The sequence below is a fragment of the Sandaracinomonas limnophila genome, from assembly GCF_004005965.1.
Taxonomy (GTDB): Bacteria; Bacteroidota; Bacteroidia; order Cytophagales; family Spirosomataceae; genus Sandaracinomonas; species Sandaracinomonas limnophila.
The window spans coordinates 20,236-47,007 of the sequence record NZ_SACY01000004.1; the positions used below are offsets into that span (position 1 = coordinate 20,236).

Consider the following 26,772-nt stretch of genomic DNA (forward strand, 5'->3'; position numbering starts at 1 on the left):
AGCACAGGAACCTAATTAACAATTTACCATTAACAATTAACAATTATAACGCCGCTCTTCCAACTCCATCTGGATTATTCACCAATTGACACACATCATCCAATATCATTGTTTCTCCATTTTCAGTTGAATAAGGTTTCCAATTTGGCAATCCTCCACCATTTGGGTTTCCAGTTTTGATGAAATTCAAGAAAGATTTAGCCATTTTAGTAGATAAAGCTTTCGGCCTTTTACCCCCACCAGTATGTGTCAGCATTAAATCGGTATTGTAAAACCAAAAACAAATATCATCGCAATGGAATGCACGCATTCGATTATCGAAAAGTGGTGGCTGCCAGCCGAACCAAGAAACGTAAACAGGAGCTTTCTTTTGGCCAGCTTTTGCATTAGCAGCGGCAATCGCATTTTTACGATTAGACACTATCATTGCCCATAATTCAATAGGACGAGCCTTGGGGAAATTCTTATGATAAGCCTCCACAATTTTGGCTGAATCCGCACCAAAACGTGCCTTAATTTTCTCCACAACCCCATCTAAAGTAATGCTTTCTAAACTTGCATCTGTGCGATTTGGATTCATTTCATGGAATGTTGTATTGATGATTAATGGAATATCTGCTGAAAAATGGTTGGGATCACTAAAAAACGGTTGATCCAAAAGATCCACACCATCTGAAACTGGTGCATAACCCACACGAATCACATTCATCCGCTTGGCTTCATCTGCTAACTTTTCGGTTGCTCTATTTGCGATATCGATGTATTGTCGCCATGGAATTTGTTGTAACTTATCAATTTCTCCAGGCTTTAATCCTGCTTCCACCAAGATTTGAGCCCCCAATTTTTGCGAATATTCTTTGCTATTTCCAATCAAGGAACTGCCACTAAGTGCAACTGCCTTATGAAACAATCCTTTTGCGGCAGGCATGTTCATTAGAGTTGTTACTTTTGCACCACCACCCGACTGACCAATAATTGTCACATTACTTGCATCTCCACCAAAATTGGCAATATTATCTTTTACCCATTGCAAAGCTGCAACCATGTCTAAAGAGCCCACATTTCCTGAACTTGGATGCCCCCCTACCGTGGCTAAATTAGAAAATCCAAAGGGTCCCAAACGGTGATTAATGGACACAAAAACGATATTTCCTAAACGAGCTAAATTTTCTCCATGATAGCCATCTTGTTCGATTGCATTTCCATTGGTGAAACCACCCCCATGCAACCAAACCACTACTGGTCTTTTGGACGAATCAATTAAAGGCGTCCACACGTTCAATTTCAAACAATCTTCCGACACATCATCATAATTCCAATGATCCACAAAAGAAGCTACCACATTTGCATAGCGCTTTTCCATAATTTGAGGAGCGGTATTTCCCCACCAAAAACAATTTTTGGTATCAGTCCAGGCTTCTGGTTTTTGGGGAGGCATGAATCTGTTCTTCCCAGCGGTATCAGCTCCATAAGGAATCCCTAAAAAGGTTTGAATACCACGTAATTTAAATCCACGCACTTTCCCATATTGGGTATTGGCCAATGATAAATTATCTCCCACAAAAAGTACTTGTCCATCATCTGTAGTTGATTTTGCCGAAGTATCAGCTAAGGCAGTTTGAGATCCTATTCCCAAGGCAGCAGCACCCAATCCAAATGATTGGATAAAATTTCTTCTATTCGATTTCATAGGTTTATTTAATAGGTTTGGTTATAAAGTTACAAGAAAATTTGAATCATCCACTACTATTGTATCATGATGAGACAAAAGCCTTAGAGCAGGGCTTTTATTTCCTTGTATTCTAAAATTTGTTGGCCAATGCCTTGTTTCAAGGATTGTTGAATCATGGCCTTCGCTACCTCCTTTCCTAAAATAGGTTTATAGGATCCAGGAATTAAAAAAGCCAAAGCGCCCATGAGTCCCTGAAAAATGCGTTCCATCAATCGAAATTCTTTTCGATTACCCATTAAAAGGGAAGGTCTAAAAATAGAGAAAGACTCAAAATCTAATTTCGAAATAGCCTCCTCTAGCTCCCACTTCATCTTTAAGTAGTAGCCTTTTGCATTGGGGCTTGTACCAACAGAGGAAACCAGTAAAAGATGTTTTACTCCCAGCTCCTTGGCAATTTTAGCAAATTCAAATGGGATCTCTACATCCACCCAATGGTATAATTTAAGATCGCCTTTTACTTGTTTAAAGGTGGTACCCATGCAAGAAAAAACGACTTCTACACCTTTTAATTTATCTTTAATTAAATCCCAATTGCTAAAATCTACAAGTACATTTTCCACAGTTGCTGGACAATTTTCCAATGGTTTTCTGGTAAAAGCAACAATTTTTGATGCTTCTGTAAATTGTTCAAGAATAAAGTTTCCAATGAATCCTGTTCCTCCGATAATTGCTACTTTTTTATTGTTCAATGTGTCTTGCTTTATGTGGGTCAAAGATAGGAATGCATTTGCAATTGGTCTCAATATTTTACACCTTTATCGCAAAATAATATAATTTTAATTTTAACCTATAATTTAGGTCATTCAACCTAAACCTATTTACACATGAAAATGAAGCCGACCTTAGGTATTGGCCTACTTGGACTCGTAGCATTCGGACTTACCGCATCTCTTTCTGGTAGTTTTTCTTCCAATAGTTTAATACATGACATTATTAATGCCCAACAAGCAGATACAACTAAAAAAATAAAATTACCTGCAGATGCAGACCCAAACTCAGATGACTGGAAGGGCATTGACTTGTCCGAAAAACCTCCCATTCAGCCCTTGAGTCCACAAGAGGAAGCAAAATTATTTCAATTGCCTCCAGGCTATAAAATAGAACCCGTTTTAACAGAACCTGCTATTCAACAACCAGGCGAAATTGTATTCGATAACGACGGCAGAATGTATGTTTTGGAATTACGTTCCTACATGCTGGATGCAGATTCAAAAAATGAATTGGAACCCACCAGCAGAATTTCCCGCTGGGAGGATAAAAACAATGATGGAGTTTATGAATCGGGAACTACGTTTGTTGATAAGTTAATCTTCCCGCGCTTTGTATTGCCTTATGGCAAAAATGCCATATTGACTATGGAGTCGGATCAAGACAATGTGTACAAATACACTGATACCAATGGCGACGGAAAATCCGACAAAAAGGAGCTGTTTACCAATAAATACGGTAGATCTGGAAACGTAGAACACCAACAAGCCTTTTTGTATAGAGGCATGGACAACTGGTTGTATTCCACTGTCAATGCCTTCCGTATGCGTGAAACTCCCAATGGAATTATTCGCGAAAAAACAGGCTCCAATAGAGCACAATGGGGTATTGCACACGATTTAGAGGGTAAATTGTGGTTCCAAGGAGGCGCTTCAGGTGTTCCTTCGTATTTCCAATTCCCTATCCATTATGGAAACTTTGACTACAAAGATGAGTTGGCAAAAGGCTTTACAACTCCATGGGGCGCTCCTGTAAAAATTGCCGACATGCAAGGCGGAATGGATGAGGTGCGTCAACCGGATGGTTCCTTGAATCGTGTTACTGGATCAGCTGGAAATGAAATTTACAAGGGAGATAGATTACCTAAAGATTTGGTTGGCCAATTATTTTATGGAGAACCCGTAGCACGAATTGTTCGACAAATTAATCCGGTTGTGAAAGAAGGGTTAACCACTTTAAATAATGTTTACCAAGACCAAAAATCTGAATTTTTGAGAAGTACTGATCCATTATTTAGACCAGTAGACATGGCCACTGCACCCGATGGTTCTTTATATGTAGTAGATATGTACCATGGTATCATTCAAGAAGGCCAATGGACGCCAAAGGGTAGTTATTTACGTACTAAAATTGAACAATACCAATTAGACAAAGTAGTTGGACTAGGTAGAATTTGGCGAATCACTCACGATTCAAAATCGCGTGATATTAAAAAGCCAAACATGTATTCTGCTACTCCAGCTCAATTAGTAGCCTATTTAAATCATCCCAATGGTTGGTGGAGAGATGCGGCACAACAAGAATTAGTAGCGAGAAAATCGAAATCGGTCATTCCTGCCTTGAATCAAATGGCTCTAAGCAACAAAAATTTGTATGCTCGCATACATGCCATTTGGACATTAGAAGGAATTGATGGATTAAAATCTGCTACAGTAACGCAATTAATGAAAGACTCGAATCCTAAAATTCGTATACAAGCCATGCGAGCTGGAGAAACTTTGGTAAAGAATGGCGACAAATCTTTGGAGTCAAATTATGTTGCCTTATTAGGAGATAAAGATGATGAGGTGGCCGTTCAGGCAATGTTGAGCAATAAGTTTTTGAAAATCCCTGATTTAGAAAAGAACATCAAACAAACGATGGAGAAAAACCCGATTGCTGGGGTTAAATTGGTGGGTGAACAAATCATAAATCCTCCTAAACCAAGAAACATGGGACCCTTTGGTTCACCTGAATTATCAAAAGAGCAAAAAGCAATTTTAGAACGAGGTGAATTAACATTTAACGAATTGTGCTCTCAATGTCATGGAAATACCGGAATGGGAAAAGATGCAGGAGGCGGAAAATTATTGGCACCGGGCTTATCGGGCAATTCAAGAATCCAAGGACATCCAGAATATGCCATTCGAGTGGTTTTACACGGATTGGAAGGAGCTATTGAAAACAAAACGTATACAGGCGGATTAATGGCCCCAATGAAAGACCAAAAAGATGAATGGGTTGCAGATGTTGTTTCCTTTATCCGAAATGGTTTATCGAATGATGCCTCTTTTGTGAGTCCTGCCCAGGTTGCATCCGTTCGTGCCAAAACCTCCAAGCAATCTGTAATGTACAAATATCCACAATTGGTAAAAGAAGTTCCTGAAGAAATTGCCTTGAGTTCTGATTGGAAAATTACAGCTAGTCATACCGCAAATACACGTGTAGGAGGTAATGTTTCCCCAAATACTGCGTTTACCTATGAAGGTTGGTCAACCGGTATTAATCAGGAAAAAGACATGTATTATCAAATCGAGTTCCCTAAAGAGGTTACTTTGTCGGAATTCTTGTTTGTTTCACCTTCGTCAATTAAAAGAGGCTGGCGACCTGACCCGAAATCACCTCCAACAAGCATTCCAATGATAACAACTTTCCCTAAGTCCTATGCTGTTTCCATTTCTAAAGATGGACAAAACTGGGAGACTCTTTACGATAATTTAAAAGGAAGTGATGGTGAAAATACTGTCTATTTGCAACAGAAAAAATCAAAATACTTACGACTGCAACTAAAAGAAACACCTCCAAAGGGCGAAAATGACTTACCTTGGGTCATGCGCTCTGTGAAGGTGTATGGATATAAGTAGTTATGAGTTATGAGTTATGAAACAAGAGGGTAAATTTGTTAATAAGAATAAACCCATAACTCATAACCCATAACACCTTACTTGTCTAATCTAAAAAACCTCATTGCATTATTGTACAAAATATCACGCTTTTGATCATGTGATAAATATTGTGCGTTTTCAATGACACCGATTGAGGTTTCCATTAATTTGGGCCAAACCATGTGGTCGGTACCGTACATAACGCGTTTGCCGAATCCTGCTTGCACCAATCGCTTGATGTAGGCGTGGATTTCTTCTAAAGGATAACTCCAGATCATACCGGCAACGTCTACATACACGTATGCATTTGCCCCCATTAAGGCAACCATTTCATCAATCATCGGATAGCCAGCATGCATCACCCAAACTTTTAATTTCGGATGTTTGGCCAATAAATCTTCTAATAATAAGGGATTACCCATCGATGCACGATATTTTGGAGCAGTTAAATTAGCCATACCGTTTCCTCCTGTTCCCATGTGAATAGCCACTGGAACATTTAAACGTTCTGCTACTTCAAAATACCCATCAACCGAGGGGTCACTAGGAGAAATACCTTGGTATTGTAAACCAATTTCCCCCACAACCTTATAAAATCCAGTTTTTAATGAGTCTTCAAAAGCCTTTACTGAAATTCCCTTATTATCGCTGAATCCAATGGAAGGAATAATTCGTTCCGGATTTGGAGAAGCTTTTTTCCAAGCACGGATTACCGATGCATCACCAGAAACAACAATGGTCATGTTCAAGCGCTTCATGGTTGCCAATAACTCATCTTGGAATTCCTTATCTGACTTAGCAGCCTTTAAAGTAATTGCACCATCTGAGCTTAAAAATTTCGGCATCGGTTCATTTGGGTCTGCACCTGGCATATTGCTCAAAAACCAAGGCGACATGTCGTTTGCAAAATTTGGATTGATTTTTGAGGCATGAACGTGCACATCAAAAATAGGGGCACGTTGCGTACTTGTTTGTGCCAAACTACTTAGGGAAAACAGCACTGCTGCTCCAAATACAAGGATTTTTTTCATTGTTTATTTATATAATTTAATCACTAATTTTCTATTTAAATAATCACCTTCACCTTTCCCGCCTAATGCTTTTTCATGTTCAATCACTTTGATTTTTTCTTTTGAAATATCCAAACCAACAAAAACATCAAACATTTTTTCTGCTCTTCGATGTACCATGGCCAACTTTTCTTCTAAAATCGTTCCATCACTTAATTTCGATTTGCCTCGATAAGCATGAATTTCAATTCTTGCAGGTTGTTGGATCTTCGCCACTCGAACAGCTTCCCCGGCAATTCTTGTTTTATGCAAGGTTAAATAATCCGAATCAAAATCGTATAGAATTTGAAACTCCTTGGTATCGTCAGAAAAAGGCTCATATTTGGGAAAAGGAACTGGCGCTGGGGGCTCTAGTCCATCTTCAGCCGGCAATAAGGTTGTACAGGCCACATCCAATTCTGGCATCACAGAGATCACGATTGGGTCAATCACAATGCCTCCACAGCTTGTTTTCTGCGGATCTTGAATAAAACCTTCTACCAACACTTGGTGTTTCAATTGAGGTGGATAAAATGCTGATGCAGAACTACCTTGTTGTCCTAAATAATACGTTGTGCCATCCTTTTCGGCCAACCAACAAGGCATTGCTTTAGAATCTCGAACGATCGGACAGGCCAAAAAGGCTACATATTTGCCAGTGGTTGTTTGTGCGAATGCACAAAAAGTGGAAATCCAGCAACAAAAAATCAAAATGCCATTTCTCATGTTATAAACTGGATAAAAAATTCACTAAATCTTTCTTTTCTTGATCAGCCAATTTCATATTGAATCGGCGATCATAATAATCGACCACTTCCATCAAATTTTTAGCTGAACCATTGGCAAAATAGGGTGCTCGAGCCGCCAATCCTCTAAATTGCTGCATCACAATGGAGCCAATATCTTTACATTTCCCAGAAATCAAAGCCCGACCTGGGTCTGTTGTGTATACCACCCGACCTAAATACGGATGTGGGTCAGCACTCGGACTGCAAGTACATTTAAAAACAGGTAAATCTGTTTTCTGGTTAAAAATTCTGTTTTCTGTCCAATTGGGATAATTGGTAGTTCCCAAATCGACCCAGCCCGGAGCGATGTCTTGGGCAGTCATTTGGCCATTGTGACAAGTAGAACAGGTTCTTCTCAAGGGATTAGCCAAGCCAATACTATTAATATGCGTAACATCATTGATCCAAAAGGGTCTAAACATAAAAATATCATTTCCTCGGGCAACAGATTGTCGGAATTCCTTTTGTTCTTTGGTCAAATCTTTGGACATCGTTTCAGGATTCTCCCAAGTCTTAAACCAATGAAAAATAGGATCACGATTGTTGTTGGCCAATACGTGCACCTTCCCTTCTTTCATAGCTTTGGCTCCCAATCCTTCTGGTTTGCCATTTTCTACCAATGGGCTTCCCCAAGGGTCATGACTTTGCGCCAAATACAATTGATTCTCAAAATCAACAATTTGTTTTTGTTCGGATGGAGTTAAAAAGGTATGCCCTTGCAAATGTCCATGATAAGCATCAATTGCCTGAGCCTTTTGGGTGTAATGCCTGGAATCTGCCATCATGTTCATTCCAACAACAAGTCCTGTTTCCGGATCAGTGACAGCTAATGTACCTGTTTTAATGTTAAAACGCGGGTCTGGAGACATCACATATTTCATATTTCCCACCACTCGAGGTCTCCGATAAACAGAAATACTTGGCTCTTTTCCTTTCAAACCAAAATCGGGATCTGAATTGGCACCCGTTGGGTCACTTACCACCTCAATCGTAAATTCTGGTTTTACGGGAACTCCATTATCTGGTTTGGGAGGCCAAGAAAGTCCAATTCTGAACAATCCTCTATTCAACAATAAGGAATGACTACTTTTTAATTCTTGAGGCAATTTGGGATTATTTGAACCATCCACTGCGGCAAAAACAGGATCTTTTCCATGGGTTTCTTCCCAACGTTTCTGCAAATTCTCCACAGAAACACTCATGGCATTCGAAGGTTGGTGGCAAGACACACAAGCACGTCCATTGCTGCCAATGGGCTCAAAAAAAGGATGATTTTTCAATTGAACTGGACCGTCCGCATTCAGAATTTCCAATTTTCCATAAGAATTAGGGTAGGTAATTAATTCAGGCAGGACTTGATCTGAACTGGGTTCAATCCATGATAAATCCTTTTTTTCGGAAATAGAAAGCAGGAACGCCAAGCTGGAAACCAGCAAGAGCTTAAGTATTATTTTCATCAATGTAAATAGGTTCCTCAAAAGTAGGACATTATTTTAATAATGCCTGCATTTTCTTTGTGATAAAATCAGTTGCATACTTAGGCGCCAAGCGATACAAAAAATTTAAAAATTTCGAATCGGAGCCAACCAAAATATGCAGTTGATCCTTTTGAATTCCCTCAATAATAATCTGGGCTGCCTTTTCAGCAGGTAAGGCTTGCATACTTGAATTTTTAGATTGTTCTTCAACAGGCATATCCATTTTCACACCGGAATTTGCTGTAATATTTGTTGCAATAGCCCCTGGAAAAACAACTGACACCTTGACTGGGCTATTTTTCAATTCAGCATAAAGTCCTTCGGTAAATAATTTTACAGCGGCTTTGGATGCCCCATATACACTTTGTCCGGGCACTGGTAGAAATCCACCCATGCTCGAAATATTTACCACGTGTGCCTCAGGTCTTTGTAATAAAATTGGCAATGCGGCTTTTGTCAAATAAACTGTTCCATAAAAATTCACATTCATCACTTGAATGATTTTTTCGATGGACAGATCCTGAATTTTAATAAAAGGTTGAATGATACCTGCATTGTTAATTATTCCGTCTAATTGTCCAAAATGTTGTTCAATTGAAGTAACAATTTCACCTGCTTTTTCAAAATTTGTAATATCATGTACAATCGGAAAAAATAAAGATTGATTCCCTCCGCACAAGTCCAAAGTTTCCAACAATGGTCCTTCGTGTAAATCAATCCCGCCTACCTTTGCCCCTTTGGCAATGAGTTGCAATGACAATTGTCGGCCCATGCCACTTCCAGCACCTGTAACAATAATTACTTTTCCGTGAATTTTCATATCTGAAACTTTGCTTTTATTTGCTTTAATTTAATAAATTTTTAGACAGAATTAGTGATAATTTTATATATTTAAGTTAAAATATCGATTATGGAAACAAATTTGCCTTGGGTAGAATCTCCTTTTTTTGAAAAAATATTAGCAAAGAAAAATTTAAGTAAAGAAAACGAGGAACTTGCAAAAAGTTACAACAAAGATGGATACATAGTATTAAAAAATATTTTTTCTGAGCAAGAAATCGACCTTGTAATTAAAGATATGAAGGAAATTGGTTTTAACCCAGATTTTAAAACTGATAATTTCCGAAATGATGTTCGAATTCAAGATCTTTGGATGTATTCTGAACCCGTTAAAAACTTATCAATTAATCCAAAAATATTAAGTGTTTTGGAGATGTTATACGATAGAGAAGTTGTACCGTTTCAAACTCTAAATTTTAAAGTTGGTTCCCAACAGATTGCGCACTCAGATACCATGCACTTTAGCTCCCTTCCTGCAAGATTTATGTGTGGAGTTTGGATTGCTTTAGAAGACATTACTGAGGAGAACGGACCACTTTTTTACTACCCCGGCTCACACAAAACCCCAGAATATACTTTTGCTCAGATTTATAATGATGTAAAGGATTCTAGCTACGATGATTACCCCAAATATGAGGAGTTCATGAGCGAATTAATGGAAGTTTCACCTTTTGAAAAAAAGAAATTTTTTGCAAAAAAAGGAGATGCATTAGTGTGGTCATCAAATATAATTCATGGAGGAAGCCCCGTTTTAAAGGAAGGTAGCACAAGGTATTCTCAAGTAACTCATTACTATTTTAAAGATTGTATTTATTATACTCCAATGTTATCAAATATGGTTACAGGTGAGTATTTTCTGAGAAGACATATTGTAAACATGAGAAATGGAGAGATTGAAGATCAAAATTACAATGGTGAAAAAGTCAATTTCAATAGAACATATAAACAATTATATACTTTAAATCAGCACATAAAAATTGGAAAATACATGAGATTTTTAGCTGAAAAATTTTTAAAATTCACGAAATAAACCTTTTAAACATGAAAATTAAATCAATTTTATCCATTTTCTTATTAGCTATTTCAAGCATTGCATTTGCCCAAAATACTTATCATTTAGGTATAGAAGGTTTCGATTGGGGGCCCAATGCAAACAAGGTTATTATTCCACTTGGAAGTACTCAAAAAGAAATTTCCGCAGCCGATTTTCAAATTTTTGTAAAAAGAAGCTCAACACAAGGTGAAATCCCTGCAGCTGTTGCCGCAGGAAAAAGAGATATTTTAACTGCTTTTATTTCGGATGAAAAAGGCTTTAAAACAGAATCAGGAAATTTTGCAACACTTCTTTTAGCAGTTGGACCAACTAATTCCATCGCATCTCCTATTCAATATTTTAGAACAGGTGGTAATAAATGGATAGATTACAACTTAACCATTTTAAATGCTAAAACGGGACAAATCTGGAACAAAGAGTCAAGCCGTTCCTTAGGATTAACCGACAAATTTGATGTTTCGGGTAAGTTTTCCCATAAAGACATCAACCTAACATACGGTTTATTCAAACCCACAACAGCAAAAGAAAAGTCGCCATTATTGATTTGGTTACACGGTGGTGGTGAAGGTGGCACAGACCCAACTATTGCCATTATTGGAAATAAGGCAAACAATTATGCGTCTGACGCCATTCAAACAATTTTTGAAGGTGCTTATGTATTGGCTCCTCAAACACCCACTCGTTGGATGCATTCGGTGTCAAATGGATCTACTTCAGGAAAAGAAAATGATATTTACAACGAAGCTCTTTTCGCATTAATTCAAGATGTGGTAAAAAACAATCCAGGCATTGATGCTTCACGCATATATTTAGGCGGCTGTTCAAATGGCGGTTATATGTCATTGAAACTTATTTTCCTTCACCCTGAATATTTTGCCGCTGGTTATATTTCAGCTTTAGCATATAAATCTGAATTTGCCACGGATGCTGATATTCAAAAAATTAAAAATATACCCATCTGGTTTGTTCATTCAAAAGACGACAATACAACTAAACCTGACGAAACTGTTGTTCCAATGTACAATCGCTTAAAAGCCGCTGGTGCGAAAAATACGTATTTAAGCTACTACGACCATGTTACAGACGTAACTGGTGTTTTTGGCGGTGAAAATTTTCAATACATGGGTCACTGGTCGTGGATCTATTCGCATGATAATCGAGCTTCCAAAGACATGGACGGCAGCCCTGTAAAAGTAAATGGAAAACCAGTTACAATTATGGAATGGCTTGCGGCGCAGAAATTGCCGACAGGGAAGAAGAAATAATTTGAGGTATGAGGTATGAGGTACGAGGTAAGAGGTATGAGGTATGAGGTATGAGGTCATATTGATCCAGGCTTTGGGAAAAGAAAAATATCAGTTTTTTTTTATTTAAAACTTGTAAATTGCAGGGGGTAAGGGGAGTGTTTTCCCCAACAAAAAAATAAATAAAGTTCCTATCAATTTACTGATATTAATATTCCAAAGTGCCCCTCCCTCTTACCTTTTACCTTTTACCTCTTACCTCTTACCTCTTACCTCTTACCTCTTACCTCTTACCTCTTACCTCTTACCTCTTACCTCCCATAAACGTTTTCCAAAAACCTCACCTCCCCCTTATCATTGAAATCCACCAAGGAATACCATATGATGAGGGGGATGGTGCGTTTTACTGGTAAATAAATCGGACTAACATCAACCTGTTTGGTGTTTGGATTCAAGGTATCTAAGGCAATGGAATTGCCATTTAAAAACAACTTTCCTAATTCAAGAGGTTTTTCTAAACGGATGCAACTGTGACTATAAAAACGTTTCTCCTTTGCAAATAATTTCTTTTCAGAGGTATCATGCAAATACATTTTGAATGGATTGTCGAACAAAAATTTAAGTAATCCCAAAGTGTTCCAATAACCTGTTCGCTGCACCATCCGGTACGGAAAATAATTAGCGTTTAATCGATGCCACGGAACTGATTCCGGAGTCACACGCTCATTGTTCCGGTTGTAAATTAGCAAATGACTTGCATGGAAATACCGAATCCTTTTTTGAATTTCAGGGACTAATTCTTCAACACTTATACTTCTAGGAACCTCCCAAAGGGGAAACATAATCATGGTTTTAATTCTACTTGAAAGGGTTTTAGAAGGTTTTTCAGGCCTACCTACAACTGTTTTCATTGCTAATTTTACCTCCCCCTTTTCAAAATATTTCAATTCTGTGGCAGGAATATTTATCAAAACCAATGGATAATATCGTTTCACTTGATGTAACCAACGAAATTCTTGAATGGCCTTATCGATCAAATTTTTCTGTGAGATTTTCCAATGGGTTGAATCCCTTTTCACTTGTAAAAGGGTTTGCACTTCTTTAGATTCTGTTTCGCTAATTTGTCGAAACAAATCATTCAAATCTCCTTTTGAAACAGCCAAATTGACTTTATTTTTGAAAACGCTTTCCTTCAAATCAAACTTAAAACCTTCAAAACGCAAACTCGGTTTCTGGGTTCCAAACCTGAAATCATGAAAAAATTTATTTGCAATAAGCTCTAATTTTTTCCTAATTCGTGCGCTGTCAGAATCAACCAAAAGGCCGTTTTTTAAGGAATCTAAAAAGACATTCTGATAGGTTTTTGCTTGTAAGGAAACCGTTTCTGATTGAGTTATTAAACTATCTAAATTCTTAGCAACTTTGGTGTATTTCGAGGGATTATTTCTCGAAAATTGTACAAACCCCCAAGCTGAAATACCTAGGATTATGAAACCCGAAAGAACTACCCTAACCTTATAACTCAACAATTTCATCCGGTTCTGGAATATAAGAATCCCAAGCTTTTTTTTGTTTCAAAATCTCCTGCAACTCGAGTGTAGCTTCCTCCTCGCCATGAATTAACATTAATTTTTCGGGCGCTACATGAATATCAGACAACCAATCTAACAAATCATTTTGGTCCGCATGGGCAGAGAACATTTCAAAATTGACTATTCTGGCCCTTACTGGATAATCTTTCCCATATATTCTTAGTGTAGAAGCACCCTCTGCCAATCTTCTTCCCTTAGTACCCACCGCCTGAAAACCAGTTAAAGCCACCGTTGAATCTGGGTCGCTAATATACTTTTGCAAATACCTCAATACACGCCCACCACTCAACATTCCGCTTCCAGCTATAATGATTTTAGGTTCATCTGATTCTACGGAATGCAAAGATTCTTTGAATTTTTTAATGATCGTAAATTGGCTAGATAAAGCATGTAAATCCTCCACTGAAATTTTGTGCCAAGATGGAAAGCGACTAAACAATTCCAAGACCTCTGCGGCCATCGGACTATCCAAGACCATTTTAATGGGTGGAATTTGCTTTTTATTCAACAACTCCCATAGCAAAAACATCATAGTTTGTGCTCTTTCTACGGCAAAACAAGGCAAAATTAAGGTACCTCCTCTTTTAGCATTTTCCAATACTGCATGTTTCAAAGCTTCTTTTCCAGATTCATCTGGATGCACGCGATTACCATAAGTACTTTCAATCAATAATAAATCTGCTTTTTCAGGTTTTTTGTATGATTTAAGTAGTATTTCCTTTTGTCGACCTATATCTCCTGAAAAAACCATTCGTTTACCTTGGTATTCAATTTCAATAAAACAGGCTCCTAAAATATGACCAATGTATTGAAACCGAACCGAAATCTCTGAACTTAATTTGATCCAATCACCCTCCTCCACACGTTGAAAGTGTCGAATTGCTTCCCGAGCATCCTCTGCGGTATAAATGGGGATTTCGGGTTCATCATGTGGGTGAAATCGAGAGTTACGAAGGGCTTCCTCCTCTTGGATTTTACCAGAATCCATTAAGATAATAGCTGCCAAATCAAGAGTTGGACTACTTGCATATATTTTACCACGAAAACCATCCTTAACTAATTTAGGCAAATAGCCCACATGGTCAAGGTGTCCATGGGTCAATAAAACATAATCAATTTCTTCAATTTTAATGGGAAGTGGATCTTCGTTCTTTTCCTTAATTTCCCGATACCCCTGAAATATGCCACAGTCAACCAATATACCAACAGTTCCTAATTTTAAAAAAAACTTGGAGCCCGTAACGGTTTTCGCGGCTCCTAAAAACTGAATACTAAATTGACTCTTACCCATTCTGGAATTATTTTATACTAAGATAAGATAAAAAATAAAAATCCTCTCCGAATAGAGAGGATTTTCAAATTTTCAAAATAGGTTTAATCGATTAATCTCTAAATTACTGCTTGATACGAGTTCCTTCTCCTTCAAACATTCCCATCAAACTTCCACTTGCATGGTCTTCGTCTTTTTTCTTGATGGTCAATGTTACATCATAGCCCTGAGCAGAAAATGCCAACACTAAATCATCTCCTTCAAAGCTCGAACTTGCAATTTTTGATACTTCCTGACCCGCACCATCTGTGATAACACCCGTTAAGTTTCCCTCAACATTCTTTAAATCAAAAATTAATTTCCCATCTCCATTTGGTAAGCCTTTAAATTCAAATGCCCATTTTCCAGCATAATACGTAGGATTAGGGGCAGTTTTGGCAAATGCAGCTACTGAAACAAACATGAATACAACTGCTGCTAAAAACAATTTTACATTTTTCATTTTTTAAATAATTTAAGGTTTATAAAATTTTTGTTTATACTTGCTGAAAATTTATTTACTAAATCTTAGGAAATAAAATTATAGGAGAATTTTATCATTTCCTAATTTTTAACAAATAATCGGATAAATGGAAAAAAATAAGTCATTAGAGGCGTTTTTTACGGAGGGATACAAGAGATTCCGAGATGGCATATCCATTGATTGTGCCATATTTGGGTTTCATAAGGAGAAACTACATGTTTTACTTTCCAAAAATATCATAATTACTCGCTGGGCTTTGCCAGGTGGATTTGTTTTAAAGGAAGAAAATTTAGAACAAGCAGCTAAGAGAATTACTACAGAACGAACTGGAATGGACGAATTGTTTTTTAGACAATTTAAAACTTTTGGAGAGCCCAATAGAAATATTCAAAAAGATTTATTCGATTACAATAAGTTTGCTGAAATAGCAGGATTCGATGTTCCACAAAACACATGGATGACACAACAGTCGATTTCTATTGGCTACTATGCCGTTTCCAATTTGTCAGAATCACAACCACAAATAGATATTTTCAATTCCGAATGTAAGTGGTTTCCCATCGACGAGATTCCAAGCTTGGGTTTTGACCACGAGGAAATTCTAAGTGAAGCTTTACATACCTTAAAAATCCATTTATATCATTACCCGATTGGACAAACCCTCCTTCCAGATAAATTTACCTTGAAAGAAATCAAAAATCTATATGAAATTCTTTCGGGCAAGCATCTTCACGCTTCCAACTTTCCCAATAAATTAATTGGTCTTGGTTTGATTGAAAAAACGGAAGAAAAAAGAAATATTGGAGCACATAGGGCACCCACCTTTTATAAATTCAATCAGGAGGTTTACGAACAAATGCTCAAAGAAGGATTTGTTTTGGTTTAAAAGGACTAAAAACCGTATTTTTGTCCCAAATTTTAGCATTCGTTTTGAAAAAACTTTACATCATTTCACTTGTTGCCTTTGCCGTAGTTGGATTTTTCACCTGGTTCCTTTGGAATTCCGGAAAACAAAAAGGGGAAAAATTAGCGAAAACTCATTGCGCAAGTTGCCACCAATTTCCTGACCCATCTATCCTTCCAAAGTCTGTTTGGGAAAAGAAATTGTTGCCAGAAATGAAAAAAAGAATGGGATTGGGCGACATGGATGAAATGTTGAAAACCCTATCTTACGAAGACTACACGTATTTCACGGAAAAAGGAATTTATCCAATGAATCCGGTAGTTACCGAAAAAGAATGGAAAAACATTGTTGATTATTATGTTACAAATGCTCCTGAAAAACCACTTCCTCAAACCCATAAACAAAGCAGTTCGGAATTGGTAACTATTCCTATTACTGAAGAAAAAGGAGAAAATATTCCCCGTGTTGGAACAACTTTCTTTGGTTCGGAGGGTGACAACATCTACCTATCCAATGTCCAAGGAAAAGTTAAAGTTGAAAATTGGAAAACAGGCAAAGTTTCTAATTTACAGCTTCCAAGTGCATTAGTTCAAATTCATGGTGACCTAATTTTATGCGCCGGAGGAAATATGAATCCCACTGAATCCAAGCAAGGTGGATTATTCAAATTGAATCCTGCAAATCCACAAGGTATAGATCCCGTCCTTATGAATTTGCATAGACCCGTTGATTTCTTGTACGAAGATTTTAACAAGGATGGTATCAAAGATTATTTAATAGCTGAATTTGGCTTTGAAACGGGCGAAATTTCTTTGTTTGATGGAAAAACAAAACAGAAGACGAGTCTAAGTACAATGCCCGGCGCTAGAAACTTTGTGTTGCGTGATGTAAACCAAGACGGATTTATGGACTTTTATGTCCTGATGGCGCAGGCACGCGAACGTGTAAGTTTATTCATAAACAAGAAAAACGGCAAATTTGAAGAGATTGAACAAATCAATTTGCCCTCTTATTATGGAACGAGTTTCCTAGAAATGGCCGATTTGAACAAAGATGGAAAAGAAGAAATACTTTTGGCCATGGGCGACAATGCGGACTACTCCTATTGCAAGAAAAATTACCATGGCGTTCGCATCTATTCTCAAACCCTTGCCAATCACTGGAAAGAAGAAAAATTCTTCCCTATTTATGGGGCAACAACCGTCTTAAGTGGGGATTTCAATGGAGATGGACAAACCGATTTTGCGGCAACTTCCAACTTTGTTGAAGAAGAATTTAGAAAGTCAGAAACGCTTATGATTTTTTACAATCAAGGAAAAATGCAATTTAATATCAAATATATCAAAACCCCTAGGCTTAACCCCTTAACCATGCGATTAGGTAAGGTAAAGGGCAAAAGAGAATTATTTTTAGGGAATTTTCAATTTACATCGATGCCACTTAAGGGAATTCGCTTACCTTTGTAGTCTATTTACTAATTTTTAGTTTATAGCAAAAAATCCAACTTTCATCTATAAATTCAGCCGTTGGTATATTTTTTACCTTGCTATAAAAAAAGAATTAGCAATTTCGCCATCGATTGTTCGACGAAGAATTAATCATCAACATTAGCCTTATGAAAAAAGTAAGTTTATTATTCTTATTTCTCCTAACTTTTGGAGCTTTTGCGCAAATTCCACAAGGTGGAAATATGCCCAAAGGAAGAATATTTGGAAAAGTAGTAGACACCCAGGGAAAACCTGTAGAATTTGCAACGGTTGTTATCATGCGTTCAACTTTTGACGCTGCAACTAAAAAGAACAAGGATGTATCTTTAAAAGCGATGCAATCTGAATTAAATGGAGATTTCAATTTAACCGATTTACCGATGATGGGAAAATTGAAATTGAAAATCAGTTCTATTGGATATAAGTCGTTTGAAAAGGATGTTTCTTTTGAAATGCCAAAGATGGAGGGTGGATTTAAACCAGGACAAGCTCCAGATCCAGCAGTAATAGCAAAAATGATGTCGGCCTTGGAAAAGGATTTAGGAAACATCAAATTAGAAACAGATTCTAAGGAATTAGAAGCTGTGGTTGTTACAGGCACGAAAGCATTGATGGACTTAGATGTTGACAAAAAAACATTCAATGTAGATAAAAACATCGTGACTGCAGGTGGTACTGCTGTTGATTTGATGCGTAATATTCCATCAGTTCAAGTTGATATTGATGGAAACGTGAAAGTAAGAAATGCCGCTCCGACTTTGTTTATTGATGGTCGTCCTACCACTTTATCCCTAGACCAAATCCCTGCAGACGCGATTGAAAAAGTTGAAGTAATTACGAATCCTTCTGCTAAATATGATGCTTCTGGAAGTATGGCTGGTATCTTGAATGTGATCTTGAAGAAAAACAAGAAAAGTGGCTATAATGGAATGATTAATGCAGGTGGCGATAAGTACGGTGGAACCAATTTCATGGGTAACTTCAATGTTCGTCAAGGGAAAGTTAATTTCTCTGCCATGGTGATGAACATGAGAAACCGAATGAATGGTATTGGTAACAGTGAGCGTACAAATACGATTTCAGATGTTACTTCTACTATTTCACAAGATATTACCAACAAAATGAGAGGTAATATGACCTTTGCTCGTGTGGGCTTGGATTATTATGTAACCAACAGAACTACTTTATCTGCTGCTGGAATGTTTCCGAATGGCCACATGGAACCCAATAGCGACATTCAATTAACTACAACTGTTGCTGGTATTACTTCTAAAAGCAATCGTATTTCAACAGGCGAAAGAAGTTTCAAGCCAATGGGATTACAATTAGGTTTTAGACATAATTTCCCGACTCAAGGTGAAGAATTGTCGTCTGACTTAAATTTATTTAGCGGTACAAATGAAGGAAATACCATTACTACCACCAACTATTTAAATAACGCAGGAAACATTACAGGAAACCAAGTACAAAAAAATATAGGCTCAGGAAGCAATTCCATGTTCACTTACCAAATTGACTATGTAAAACCATTGGCCAATGGCAAGAAAATTGAAACTGGTATTCGTATCAATTCAAATACCTTGAAAAACGAAAACCAAAATTTGGTAAAGGGAATTGGATCGGATACGTACGTAAATATTCCTTCGGCATCAACAAATTATGAAAGTACAAACTCGGTTTATGCAGCTTATTTTTCATTGGAAGGAAAGCCTAGCAAAACCTTCTCTTACAAAATTGGTTTACGCCAGGAAAGTTCTTTTTACGATGGTAAATTGTTAGCGACAAGTCAAACATTTAGTAACAAATATCCATTGAATTTCTTCCCATCTATTTTCTTAAGCAAAAGCTTAAAAGGTGGAGATCAAGTTCAGTTGAGCATCACTCGTCGCGTAAATAGACCTAATTTTTTCCAAATTATTCCATTTATTGATTATTCTGACAGTTTGAATATTCAAAGAGGTAATCCAAACTTAGTTCCAGAATTTACTACATCTGGAGAATTATCCTACAGCAAAACAAAGGGATCTGGTACATTTATGACCTCACTTTACTACAAATACACAGATAATTTAATTACACGTTATTTGAGCAAAGATGTGAATCCGGTTAGTGGAAAGACAGATCTAATCAACACGTTTATCAACGCAAATTCAAGTTATAACTACGGAGTTGAATTTACTTACATGAATAAAATTCTTCGTTATTGGGATATTACTTCAAGTTTAAATCTTTACAACTCGAGAATCAACATGAGTAATATTGCAAATACGACTCAACAAGATGCCATGTGGACAGTATTTGGTAAGTTAAACAACAACTTTACTTTACCTAAAAAGTATGTTATTCAATTAAGTTTTGATTACCAAGGAAAGACCAATATGCCAGTAACACAAAATCAAGGACAAGGGGGTCCGGGTGGTGGAGGCCCTCCAGGTATGCAAGCACAAAGTTCATCTCAAGGATACATTATGCCATTCTATGGACTTGATTTAGCTTTCAAAAAATCATTCTTGAAGAATGATTTAGCAACGGTCACACTTTCTTTCAACGACCTATTCCGAACAAGAGGAAACCAACAAGTGAGCAGTGGAGATGGATTTACTCAAACGTATTACCGTTTGAATAATCCTCAAAACATTCGCTTGAACTTGTCGATCCGTTTTGGACAAATGACCAACAGCATGTTCAAAAAAGGTGGCGATAATGGCATGGAACAGTCGAATCAATCGATGCAAACGAATTAAAAAATTATGAGTTATGAATTATGAGTTATGAGTTATGAGGAAATTATTGTTAATTGTTAATTGTTAATTGTTAATTGTTAATTAAAAAATAAATTCATAATTCATAATTCATAATTCATAATTCATAATTACTAAAAAACACCCACTATTTGTCCTACTTATTTGTAATTTTTTTACACAGTCTTCCGATAATTCCACACGGCCCAGCTATTGAAAAAGATGGCAAATCCGAGCATTTTCAATAAATGTCCTGAAATATCCGCAAAGCCACTTCCCTTCAAAACCACCATACGCATCACTTCAATAAAATAAGTAACCGGATTGAATTTTGCCATGGTAATAGCCCAATTGGGCATGCTTTCGATGGGCGTAAACAAGCCACTCATTAACATAAAAATCATCATGAAAAAGAAGGCGACCGACATGGCTTGTTGCTGAGTTTGTGAATAGGTTGAAATCAATAAACCTAATCCTAAAACCGCCACCAAAAAGACCGCTAAAAACAAATACAATAACAAGATTGAGCCTAGCGGACGAATGCCATAAATACCCATTCCGATAAAAAAGAAACCTACCGAAAACACAAAAAATCCGATGATCCAAAAGGGGATTAACTTGCCCAAAATAAACTCATGCTTTTTGATGGGCGTCACATTGATTTGCTCGATAGTACCCAATTCTTTTTCCTTCACAATGTTCAAAGCACACATGTAGGCGCCAATCATGGTCACCAAGGTAACTAATACTCCTGGAACAATGAAAAATGGATAATTCATGAATTTATTGTACCAATTACTGTAGCGCAGATCCACTGGATTTGTCAGCCCAAATTCTTTTTGGATAAATTCTAAATTGTAGGTCTTTAAAATACTTGATAAATAGGTAGCCCCAATATTGGCTTTGGTACCATTGATCGCATTAACAAAAATCAAGACCTTCCCTTTCTTTTCCTTTACCAAATTTTCTTCCAAATCGTTCGGGATTTGCAATACCAAATCGGCTTGATCTTTTTCAATCAATTCTTTCCCTTCTTCAAAACTGCTGGTTTCTTTCACCAATTTAAAAAAGCCAGAGCACGTGATTTTTTGAATCAAATGTTGGGTTTCAGAAGAATAATGACCACTTACAATTGCCAAATTGATATTCTTGATTTCGTAATCGGCTGCCAGCGGCATGATGATCAATTGAATCATGGGTGCCACAAAAATAGCAGGCAAAATCGACCGATTCCGAAGAATATGCTTAAACTCTTTTTCGATGATATACAGGATATTTCTCATAGTCGAATTTTAAACTTTTTTAAACTCAAAGCCAATAAAAAAATAGCCATTCCCATCAGTATCAGCGTTTCCTTCCAAAAGTATTTGATCCCTAGGCCTTTGATCATTATATCTTTGACAATAATATAATACCATTTGGAAGGCATGATATTGGAGATAATTTGAAGGGGTTTAGGCATGTTTTCAATAGGGAACAAAAATCCTGTGAAAATTAAGGTTGGAATCAGCATGCCCAACAAAGAAATCAACATGGCTGCTTGTTGTGAATTGGTTGTGTTGGAAATCAGTAAACCTAGCGATAAACACACTAAAATCAATAGTCCACTTTCTGCAAAAAGCAACAATATACTACCCTCCATCGGCATGTCTAATAAATTTATTGACAAGAAAACGATGATGCTCAAATTAAAGAGAGAGAGCACAAAATAGGGAATCGCCTTGGCTATGATAATGAAGAATGGGTGAAATGGCGACACCAAAAGTACCTCCATCGTTCCCAATTCCTTTTCTTTGACAATCGAAACAGAGGTCATCAACACACAAATCAACATCATGATGAGGGAAATTACTCCAGGCACAAAATTGGTAGTTCCTTTCAAAGATGGATTGTACATCATGTGTACTTCCGGATTAATTCCAGGCAATGTACTTTGACCAAACCATTTCATTTGAAAATCAAATACGATTTGATTGCCATAATTGACCAATGTGGTAGCCAAATTGGGATCAGAGCTATCGGCAATCAATTGCACATCAATTTTTCGTTCGCGAACAGCATTTTTTTCAAATTGAGCAGGAATCACTAGGCACATTTTGATATTTCCATTCTTAAACCATTGGTCCAAGGCATTGGGATCGTGAATTACTTGAACTACCTTAAAATTGCCACTCGCATCAAATTTTTGAATCAATTCGGTGGCTTTTGTTTCGTTCGATAAATTACACACGACCAAATTCACTTCTTTTACCTCGTTAGACAAAGCAAATCCAAATAGGGCAATTTGAACAATTGGCAAGCCAAACAACATCAAGAGGGTTTTTGAGTCCCGGATGACATGTAAAAATTCTTTTTTAATAAAGGCAAAAAACTGTTTCATACTAATCTCCTTTTCGTTGTGCCTTACGTGCTAATTCATAAAATACTTCATCCATCGTCTCCACTCCAAATTGCTTTTTCAAGTTTTCTGGCGTATCCAATGCCTTAATTTCACCATCCACCATCATGGAAATTCGATCACAATATTCTGCCTCATCCATGTAATGTGTTGTCACAAAAACGGTAATTCCACGAGCAGCAGCTTGGTAAATCAAGTCCCAAAATTGTCGACGTGTTATGGGATCCACCCCACCCGTTGGTTCATCCAAAAATACAATAGCTGGATTATGAAAAATAGCTACCGAAAAAGCCAACTTCTGTTTCCAACCCAAGGGGATAGACTTCACTAAGCGATTTGCAAATTGTGAAATCCCTAATTCATGCACCAACTGCTGTGATTTTTCTTTGATTTCAGCTCTAGACATCCCATAAATTCCGCCGAAAAATTTCAAATTCTCCAAGACAGTAAGGTCTTCGTACAATGAAAATTTCTGACTCATGTACCCAATGTTTCTTTTAATTTCTTCGGTCTGAGTCCACACATCAAATCCCGCCACCGTGGCCTTCCCGGAACTTGGTATCGACAAACCACACAACATTTTCATGGCAGTGGTTTTCCCTGCGCCATTTGCTCCCAAAAAGCCAAAAATCTCCCCTTTATACACTTCAAAAGAAATGTTATATGCCGCTTTGAAATCTCCAAAGGCTTTGCATAGGTTTTCGGTATGTATGACGGTTTGCATGCTATTAATTATAGAACTTTAGAACAAAAGAACTTTAGTACTATTGAACATTGGTTTAAATAATTTTATCAAACAACTTTTAATTAAAATAGGTACCTTGCAGGGGGAAAGGGGCGCCCTTGTCCCCTAAAAAAATTACAAACTAAATCCTATCAACTAACTGATAAAATTCCCCCTTCGACAAGCTCAGGGACCAAGTCCTATAGGTCTCTCATTCTTTCAATAAAACAATCCTCAATTCCCGCCGCAATTTCCTTCCAAACAATATTTGTGTGCCCCTTTAATGACAAATAATCAATTAATTGTTCCATTGTATTTCCATCATTAAAAACCAAATGATTCCATTCCCCAAAAATATGTGCACTATGCAACAATTTACTTTCAATCATATCTTTGTGCAGTTTTGCCATTTCTTTCGACTTGATTTGAAACAATGGATATGGGAACGAATCAATAATTCCTTTTGGGGTATCCACTGACAAAATTTTCCCATTTTGAATAAGTGCCACTCGATCACACCTACTTGCCTCATCCATATAGGGAGTTGAAACTAAAATAGTCAATCCGGTTTTTTTCAGCTTGCCCAACATGTCCCAAAATTCCTTTCGGGAAACAGTATCAACCCCAGTTGTTGGCTCGTCGAGCAATAATAATTCTGGCTTGTGAATCAAAGCACAGCACAAGGCTAATTTCTGTTTCATCCCTCCAGAAAGTTGTCCTGCCTTTCGCTTTTTAAAAGGCTCCAATTGGATGTAAATATCCTTGACCAAATCATAATTCTCTTCCACCGTTGTCTCGAACAAAGTGGCAAAAAAATTTAAGTTTTCTTCTACTGATAAATCTTGGTACAGGGAAAATCGACCGGGCATATAGCCTAATTTTCTCCGAATAGCATAAATGTCTTTTACCACATCGAGTCCCATTACGCTTGCCCTGCCAGAGGTAGGTAGCAATAAGGTTGCCAAAATCCGAAATAAGCTGGTTTTCCCGGCACCATCTGGACCAATCAAGCCAAACAACTCTCCCTTTTCGACGTTCAAATTGATGTCGTGCAAGGCAAAATCCTTTTGCTCTTTGTATCGGATATGAAGATTTTGAACTTCTACCATTTTATTTCAACTTCAACTCGCTGGTCATACCAATCTTCAATAATCCTTCCTTATTTGGTACCGCCACTTTTATAACATAGACCAAATTGGCTCTTTCTTTTTTGGTTTGGATGGTTTTCGGGGTGAATTCAGCTTTATCGGAAATCCAATAAACCACTCCTTGATATTCCGCATAATCCTCTCCCTTATCCACAAACACCTTCACTTTTTGCTGCAATTTGATGTCTGAAAATTGATCTCCTGTGATGTAGGCACGAAGGGTCAAAGTATCCAATTTGCCAATTTTATACAAGGGTTTTCCAAGGGCTGCCAATTCCTTTTCGTTTACATATTTGGATAGAATTGTACCACTGGCTGGAGACACCAAGCGATACTTGGTTAATTGATCTTGCAATTGTTCCTTTTGTAAAATCAATGCTTGTGGATCTTGATTTAAACCCTTCAGCTGCACATTCAAATTTGAAGATGCCGCTAATTTTTGTTGCCTCACCAAAGCTACTTGTGCATCTAATTCTTCCATTTGTGCTTCAATATCGTCTAATTGCTTACTTGGCGCTGCCTTTTGTTGTACCAATTTTTCAAACCGAGCCTTCTCCTTTGTCAAAGTTTCTTTTTTAATTTTTAATACAGCGATTTGGTCATCAAATACTTTTAATTGGGTGGCAACCTCTGGCTTCCGTGCTGCAATCGATGCAATTTGCGCATTCAATTGTTGTAATTTTAAGTATACTTGGGTGCTATCTACAAAGCCCAAAAATTGACCCTCTTTCACTTGGTCGCCTTCATTAAAATTAAGTTGCCCAATCTGCCCCATTGCCTCCGAAGAAACCATAATTTCTTCTGCTTCAAAAGTTCCTGTGGCATCAAAATCTAGCTTTGATTTGTTGCATGCACTCAAGAAAAGAATGGACACAAAGGCAGGTACGATATATTTCATTGCTTTCATATTAATTTCCAAATAAATATTGTTGCTGATAAACCGATTGTAATTTTTGTAATTGATGTAATTGAACTTGTTGATTTGCTTGTTCCAATTGATTGATATAAGCCAAGTAATCTAATGATGACAAGGTGCCTTGTCCAAATTGTACTTCTGCGGCTGCTGCAATCCGTTTTCGCGTTTCCACTAATTGTCCGTCCGTACGAAGCAAGGCATCCCATTTTTCAATTTCTCGCTGCACTTGCACATTGTTGAGGTTGGTTTGCTGTTGAAAAACTTCTCGTTGTGCCGCAATCATTCCTTTTTGATTTTCAATTGTTTTGCGTTCCCTTGCGTTGGTGTAAAATGAACTAATCGACCAAGAAAGTTTAAGTCCTCCAATATAGTATTCCTTAAAATCATTGTTCAACATGTTAAGGGCTGGTCTACCGTAGCCAATTTGTCCCATCAAGCCCAAGCGTGGACTCAATTTATTTTGAATTAAGGATTTCTGTTGCTCCAAATTGCCTATTTGCAAATCAAAAAGGGCCAATTCTGGTCGTTTGTTTTCTGGTAAAGCGCTTGTTTGCTTAGGTATTTCGAAGCTTGCAGTTTCTGAAATAGCTTCGTTTATCAAAACACCCAAAGAAGACAGCAAGGATTTTCTTGCAAAATTCAACTCTTCAATTCGTTGTAAAATTTTTATTTTTTCTGCCTCAAAAACTTCTTTGTTCAAGGGATTAACAACTCCTTCTTTAACCCCAATTTGTAACTTATTCAAGTTGGCATCAATCTCTGCTAATAGACTATTACTCGATTTCAGTTGAGAATCGAGCAGTAAAATACCAAAATACAACTGATTAACCGTAGCGTTGATTTTATACAATTCAACTTCCACTTTTTGTGCCTCAACGGCAAAAGTAGACTTACTTACAGCTTGTTGTTTTTTTACCTGTTGACCATCCAATAAGGGCTGATAAACCTCCAAATAGGTTTTGTACTGATCTTTATCCAATGATTTGATCGTCAAATTTGGCAAAGAAATAGGTAATGAAGTCACCTCCGATTGGTAAGTTCCCTGTGCATTGAAATTTAGCTGTGGCAGATAGCCTTTGGATAAATTTTCCAAAGAAAGATCCTTTAAGTTTTCTAAAATTCCCAATTGCTTTATCAAAGGAAAATTAGCTCTGGCTTTCAATTTACAAGTTTCAAGGCTGAGATTTTGGGCTTGTAAACCTATGGTGGCAAGCATAAGTAATCCGAATATCAGTTTTTTGAATTTTTCCAT

At 37.2% G+C, this 26,772-nt stretch carries 21 protein-coding genes; 6 read left to right on the forward strand and 15 right to left on the reverse strand.

The window, feature by feature from the left end:
* Window positions 1-43 precede the first annotated feature (43 nt).
* On the reverse strand, window positions 44-1,690 hold the full coding sequence (locus EOJ36_RS08795) for a carboxylesterase/lipase family protein (protein WP_127804482.1): 1,647 nt from the start codon (window positions 1,688-1,690) through the stop codon (window positions 44-46).
* 83 nt (window positions 1,691-1,773) lie between these two features.
* Window positions 1,774-2,475 carry an NAD(P)H-binding protein gene (locus EOJ36_RS08800; protein ID WP_164847880.1) on the reverse strand — a complete coding sequence of 234 codons (702 nt, stop codon included), beginning with the start codon at window positions 2,473-2,475 and terminating at the stop codon, window positions 1,774-1,776.
* Between the two features lie 81 nt (window positions 2,476-2,556).
* Between EOJ36_RS08800 and EOJ36_RS08805 the strand changes: the two genes are divergently transcribed.
* On the forward strand, window positions 2,557-5,343 hold the full coding sequence (locus tag EOJ36_RS08805; protein WP_127804486.1) for a DUF7133 domain-containing protein: 2,787 nt from the start codon (window positions 2,557-2,559) through the stop codon (window positions 5,341-5,343).
* Between the two features lie 77 nt (window positions 5,344-5,420).
* On the opposite strand, the gene EOJ36_RS08810 is transcribed toward EOJ36_RS08805, so the two are convergent.
* From EOJ36_RS08810 to EOJ36_RS08825, 4 genes are read right to left on the reverse strand one after another with little or no spacing between them, the layout of a single operon-like run.
* Window positions 5,421-6,395, reverse strand: a complete 975-nt coding sequence (locus tag EOJ36_RS08810) for an amidohydrolase family protein (protein WP_127804488.1) — start codon at window positions 6,393-6,395, stop codon at window positions 5,421-5,423.
* A 3-nt stretch (window positions 6,396-6,398) separates the two neighbouring features.
* On the reverse strand, window positions 6,399-7,139 hold the full coding sequence (locus tag EOJ36_RS08815) for a hypothetical protein (protein ID WP_127804490.1): 741 nt from the start codon (window positions 7,137-7,139) through the stop codon (window positions 6,399-6,401).
* A 1-nt stretch (window position 7,140) separates the two neighbouring features.
* Window positions 7,141-8,658 (reverse strand): hypothetical protein, encoded by a 1,518-nt coding sequence (locus tag EOJ36_RS08820; RefSeq protein ID WP_127804492.1) that lies wholly within the window; start codon window positions 8,656-8,658, stop codon window positions 7,141-7,143.
* Window positions 8,659-8,689: 31 nt separating this feature from the next.
* Entirely contained in the window at window positions 8,690-9,499 is an 810-nt protein-coding gene (locus tag EOJ36_RS08825) for an SDR family NAD(P)-dependent oxidoreductase (RefSeq protein WP_127804494.1), read from the reverse strand.
* Window positions 9,500-9,589: 90 nt separating this feature from the next.
* On the opposite strand from EOJ36_RS08825, the gene EOJ36_RS08830 reads away from it, so the two are divergent.
* Together EOJ36_RS08830 and EOJ36_RS08835 are read left to right on the forward strand one after the other, a co-directional pair.
* A complete protein-coding gene (locus EOJ36_RS08830; protein ID WP_127804496.1) occupies window positions 9,590-10,549 on the forward strand; it encodes a phytanoyl-CoA dioxygenase family protein in 960 nt (319 codons plus the stop codon).
* Between the two features lie 11 nt (window positions 10,550-10,560).
* The gene (locus EOJ36_RS08835; RefSeq protein WP_127804498.1) at window positions 10,561-11,838 is read left to right on the forward strand and encodes a prolyl oligopeptidase family serine peptidase; all 1,278 of its coding nucleotides are present in this window, start codon (window positions 10,561-10,563) and stop codon (window positions 11,836-11,838) included.
* Window positions 11,839-12,128: 290 nt separating this feature from the next.
* Here EOJ36_RS08835 and EOJ36_RS08840 read toward each other — a convergent pair whose 3' ends face one another.
* The 3 genes from EOJ36_RS08840 to EOJ36_RS08850 form a co-directional block, all read right to left on the reverse strand.
* Window positions 12,129-13,343, reverse strand: a complete 1,215-nt coding sequence (locus EOJ36_RS08840) for a L,D-transpeptidase family protein (RefSeq protein ID WP_164847881.1) — start codon at window positions 13,341-13,343, stop codon at window positions 12,129-12,131.
* Complete coding sequence (locus EOJ36_RS08845) at window positions 13,333-14,700, reverse strand: MBL fold metallo-hydrolase RNA specificity domain-containing protein (RefSeq protein WP_127804502.1); 1,368 nt, start codon at window positions 14,698-14,700, stop codon at window positions 13,333-13,335. Before EOJ36_RS08845 ends, EOJ36_RS08840 begins: the two co-directional genes overlap by 11 nt.
* Before the next feature lie 103 nt (window positions 14,701-14,803).
* Window positions 14,804-15,181 (reverse strand): hypothetical protein, encoded by a 378-nt coding sequence (locus EOJ36_RS08850; RefSeq protein ID WP_127804504.1) that lies wholly within the window; start codon window positions 15,179-15,181, stop codon window positions 14,804-14,806.
* 127 nt (window positions 15,182-15,308) lie between these two features.
* Here EOJ36_RS08850 and EOJ36_RS08855 point away from each other — a divergent pair, with 127 nt between their 5' ends.
* The 3 genes from EOJ36_RS08855 (at window position 15,309) to EOJ36_RS08865 (ending at window position 20,337) form a co-directional block, all read left to right on the forward strand.
* Window positions 15,309-16,088, forward strand: a complete 780-nt coding sequence (locus EOJ36_RS08855) for an NUDIX hydrolase (RefSeq protein ID WP_127804506.1) — start codon at window positions 15,309-15,311, stop codon at window positions 16,086-16,088.
* Window positions 16,089-16,108: 20 nt separating this feature from the next.
* The gene (locus tag EOJ36_RS08860) at window positions 16,109-17,572 is read left to right on the forward strand and encodes an FG-GAP repeat domain-containing protein (RefSeq protein ID WP_127804508.1); all 1,464 of its coding nucleotides are present in this window, start codon (window positions 16,109-16,111) and stop codon (window positions 17,570-17,572) included.
* 149 nt (window positions 17,573-17,721) lie between these two features.
* On the forward strand, window positions 17,722-20,337 hold the full coding sequence (locus EOJ36_RS08865) for an outer membrane beta-barrel family protein (protein WP_127804510.1): 2,616 nt from the start codon (window positions 17,722-17,724) through the stop codon (window positions 20,335-20,337).
* Window positions 20,338-20,510: 173 nt separating this feature from the next.
* Here the strand turns inward: EOJ36_RS08865 and EOJ36_RS08870 are convergent, their stop codons facing one another.
* From EOJ36_RS08870 to EOJ36_RS08895, 6 genes are all read right to left on the reverse strand, one after another.
* A complete protein-coding gene (locus EOJ36_RS08870) occupies window positions 20,511-21,617 on the reverse strand; it encodes an ABC transporter permease (RefSeq protein ID WP_127804512.1) in 1,107 nt (368 codons plus the stop codon).
* Entirely contained in the window at window positions 21,614-22,714 is a 1,101-nt protein-coding gene (locus tag EOJ36_RS08875; protein WP_127804514.1) for an ABC transporter permease, read from the reverse strand. Before EOJ36_RS08875 ends, EOJ36_RS08870 begins: the two co-directional genes overlap by 4 nt.
* 1 nt (window position 22,715) lies before the next feature.
* On the reverse strand, window positions 22,716-23,456 hold the full coding sequence (locus EOJ36_RS08880) for an ABC transporter ATP-binding protein (protein WP_127804516.1): 741 nt from the start codon (window positions 23,454-23,456) through the stop codon (window positions 22,716-22,718).
* Between the two features lie 200 nt (window positions 23,457-23,656).
* Window positions 23,657-24,565 (reverse strand): ABC transporter ATP-binding protein, encoded by a 909-nt coding sequence (locus EOJ36_RS08885; RefSeq protein ID WP_127804517.1) that lies wholly within the window; start codon window positions 24,563-24,565, stop codon window positions 23,657-23,659.
* Between the two features lies 1 nt (window position 24,566).
* Complete coding sequence (locus tag EOJ36_RS08890; RefSeq protein ID WP_238944449.1) at window positions 24,567-25,502, reverse strand: HlyD family secretion protein; 936 nt, start codon at window positions 25,500-25,502, stop codon at window positions 24,567-24,569.
* Between the two features lie 10 nt (window positions 25,503-25,512).
* The gene (locus EOJ36_RS08895) at window positions 25,513-26,772 is read right to left on the reverse strand and encodes a TolC family protein (protein WP_127804521.1); all 1,260 of its coding nucleotides are present in this window, start codon (window positions 26,770-26,772) and stop codon (window positions 25,513-25,515) included.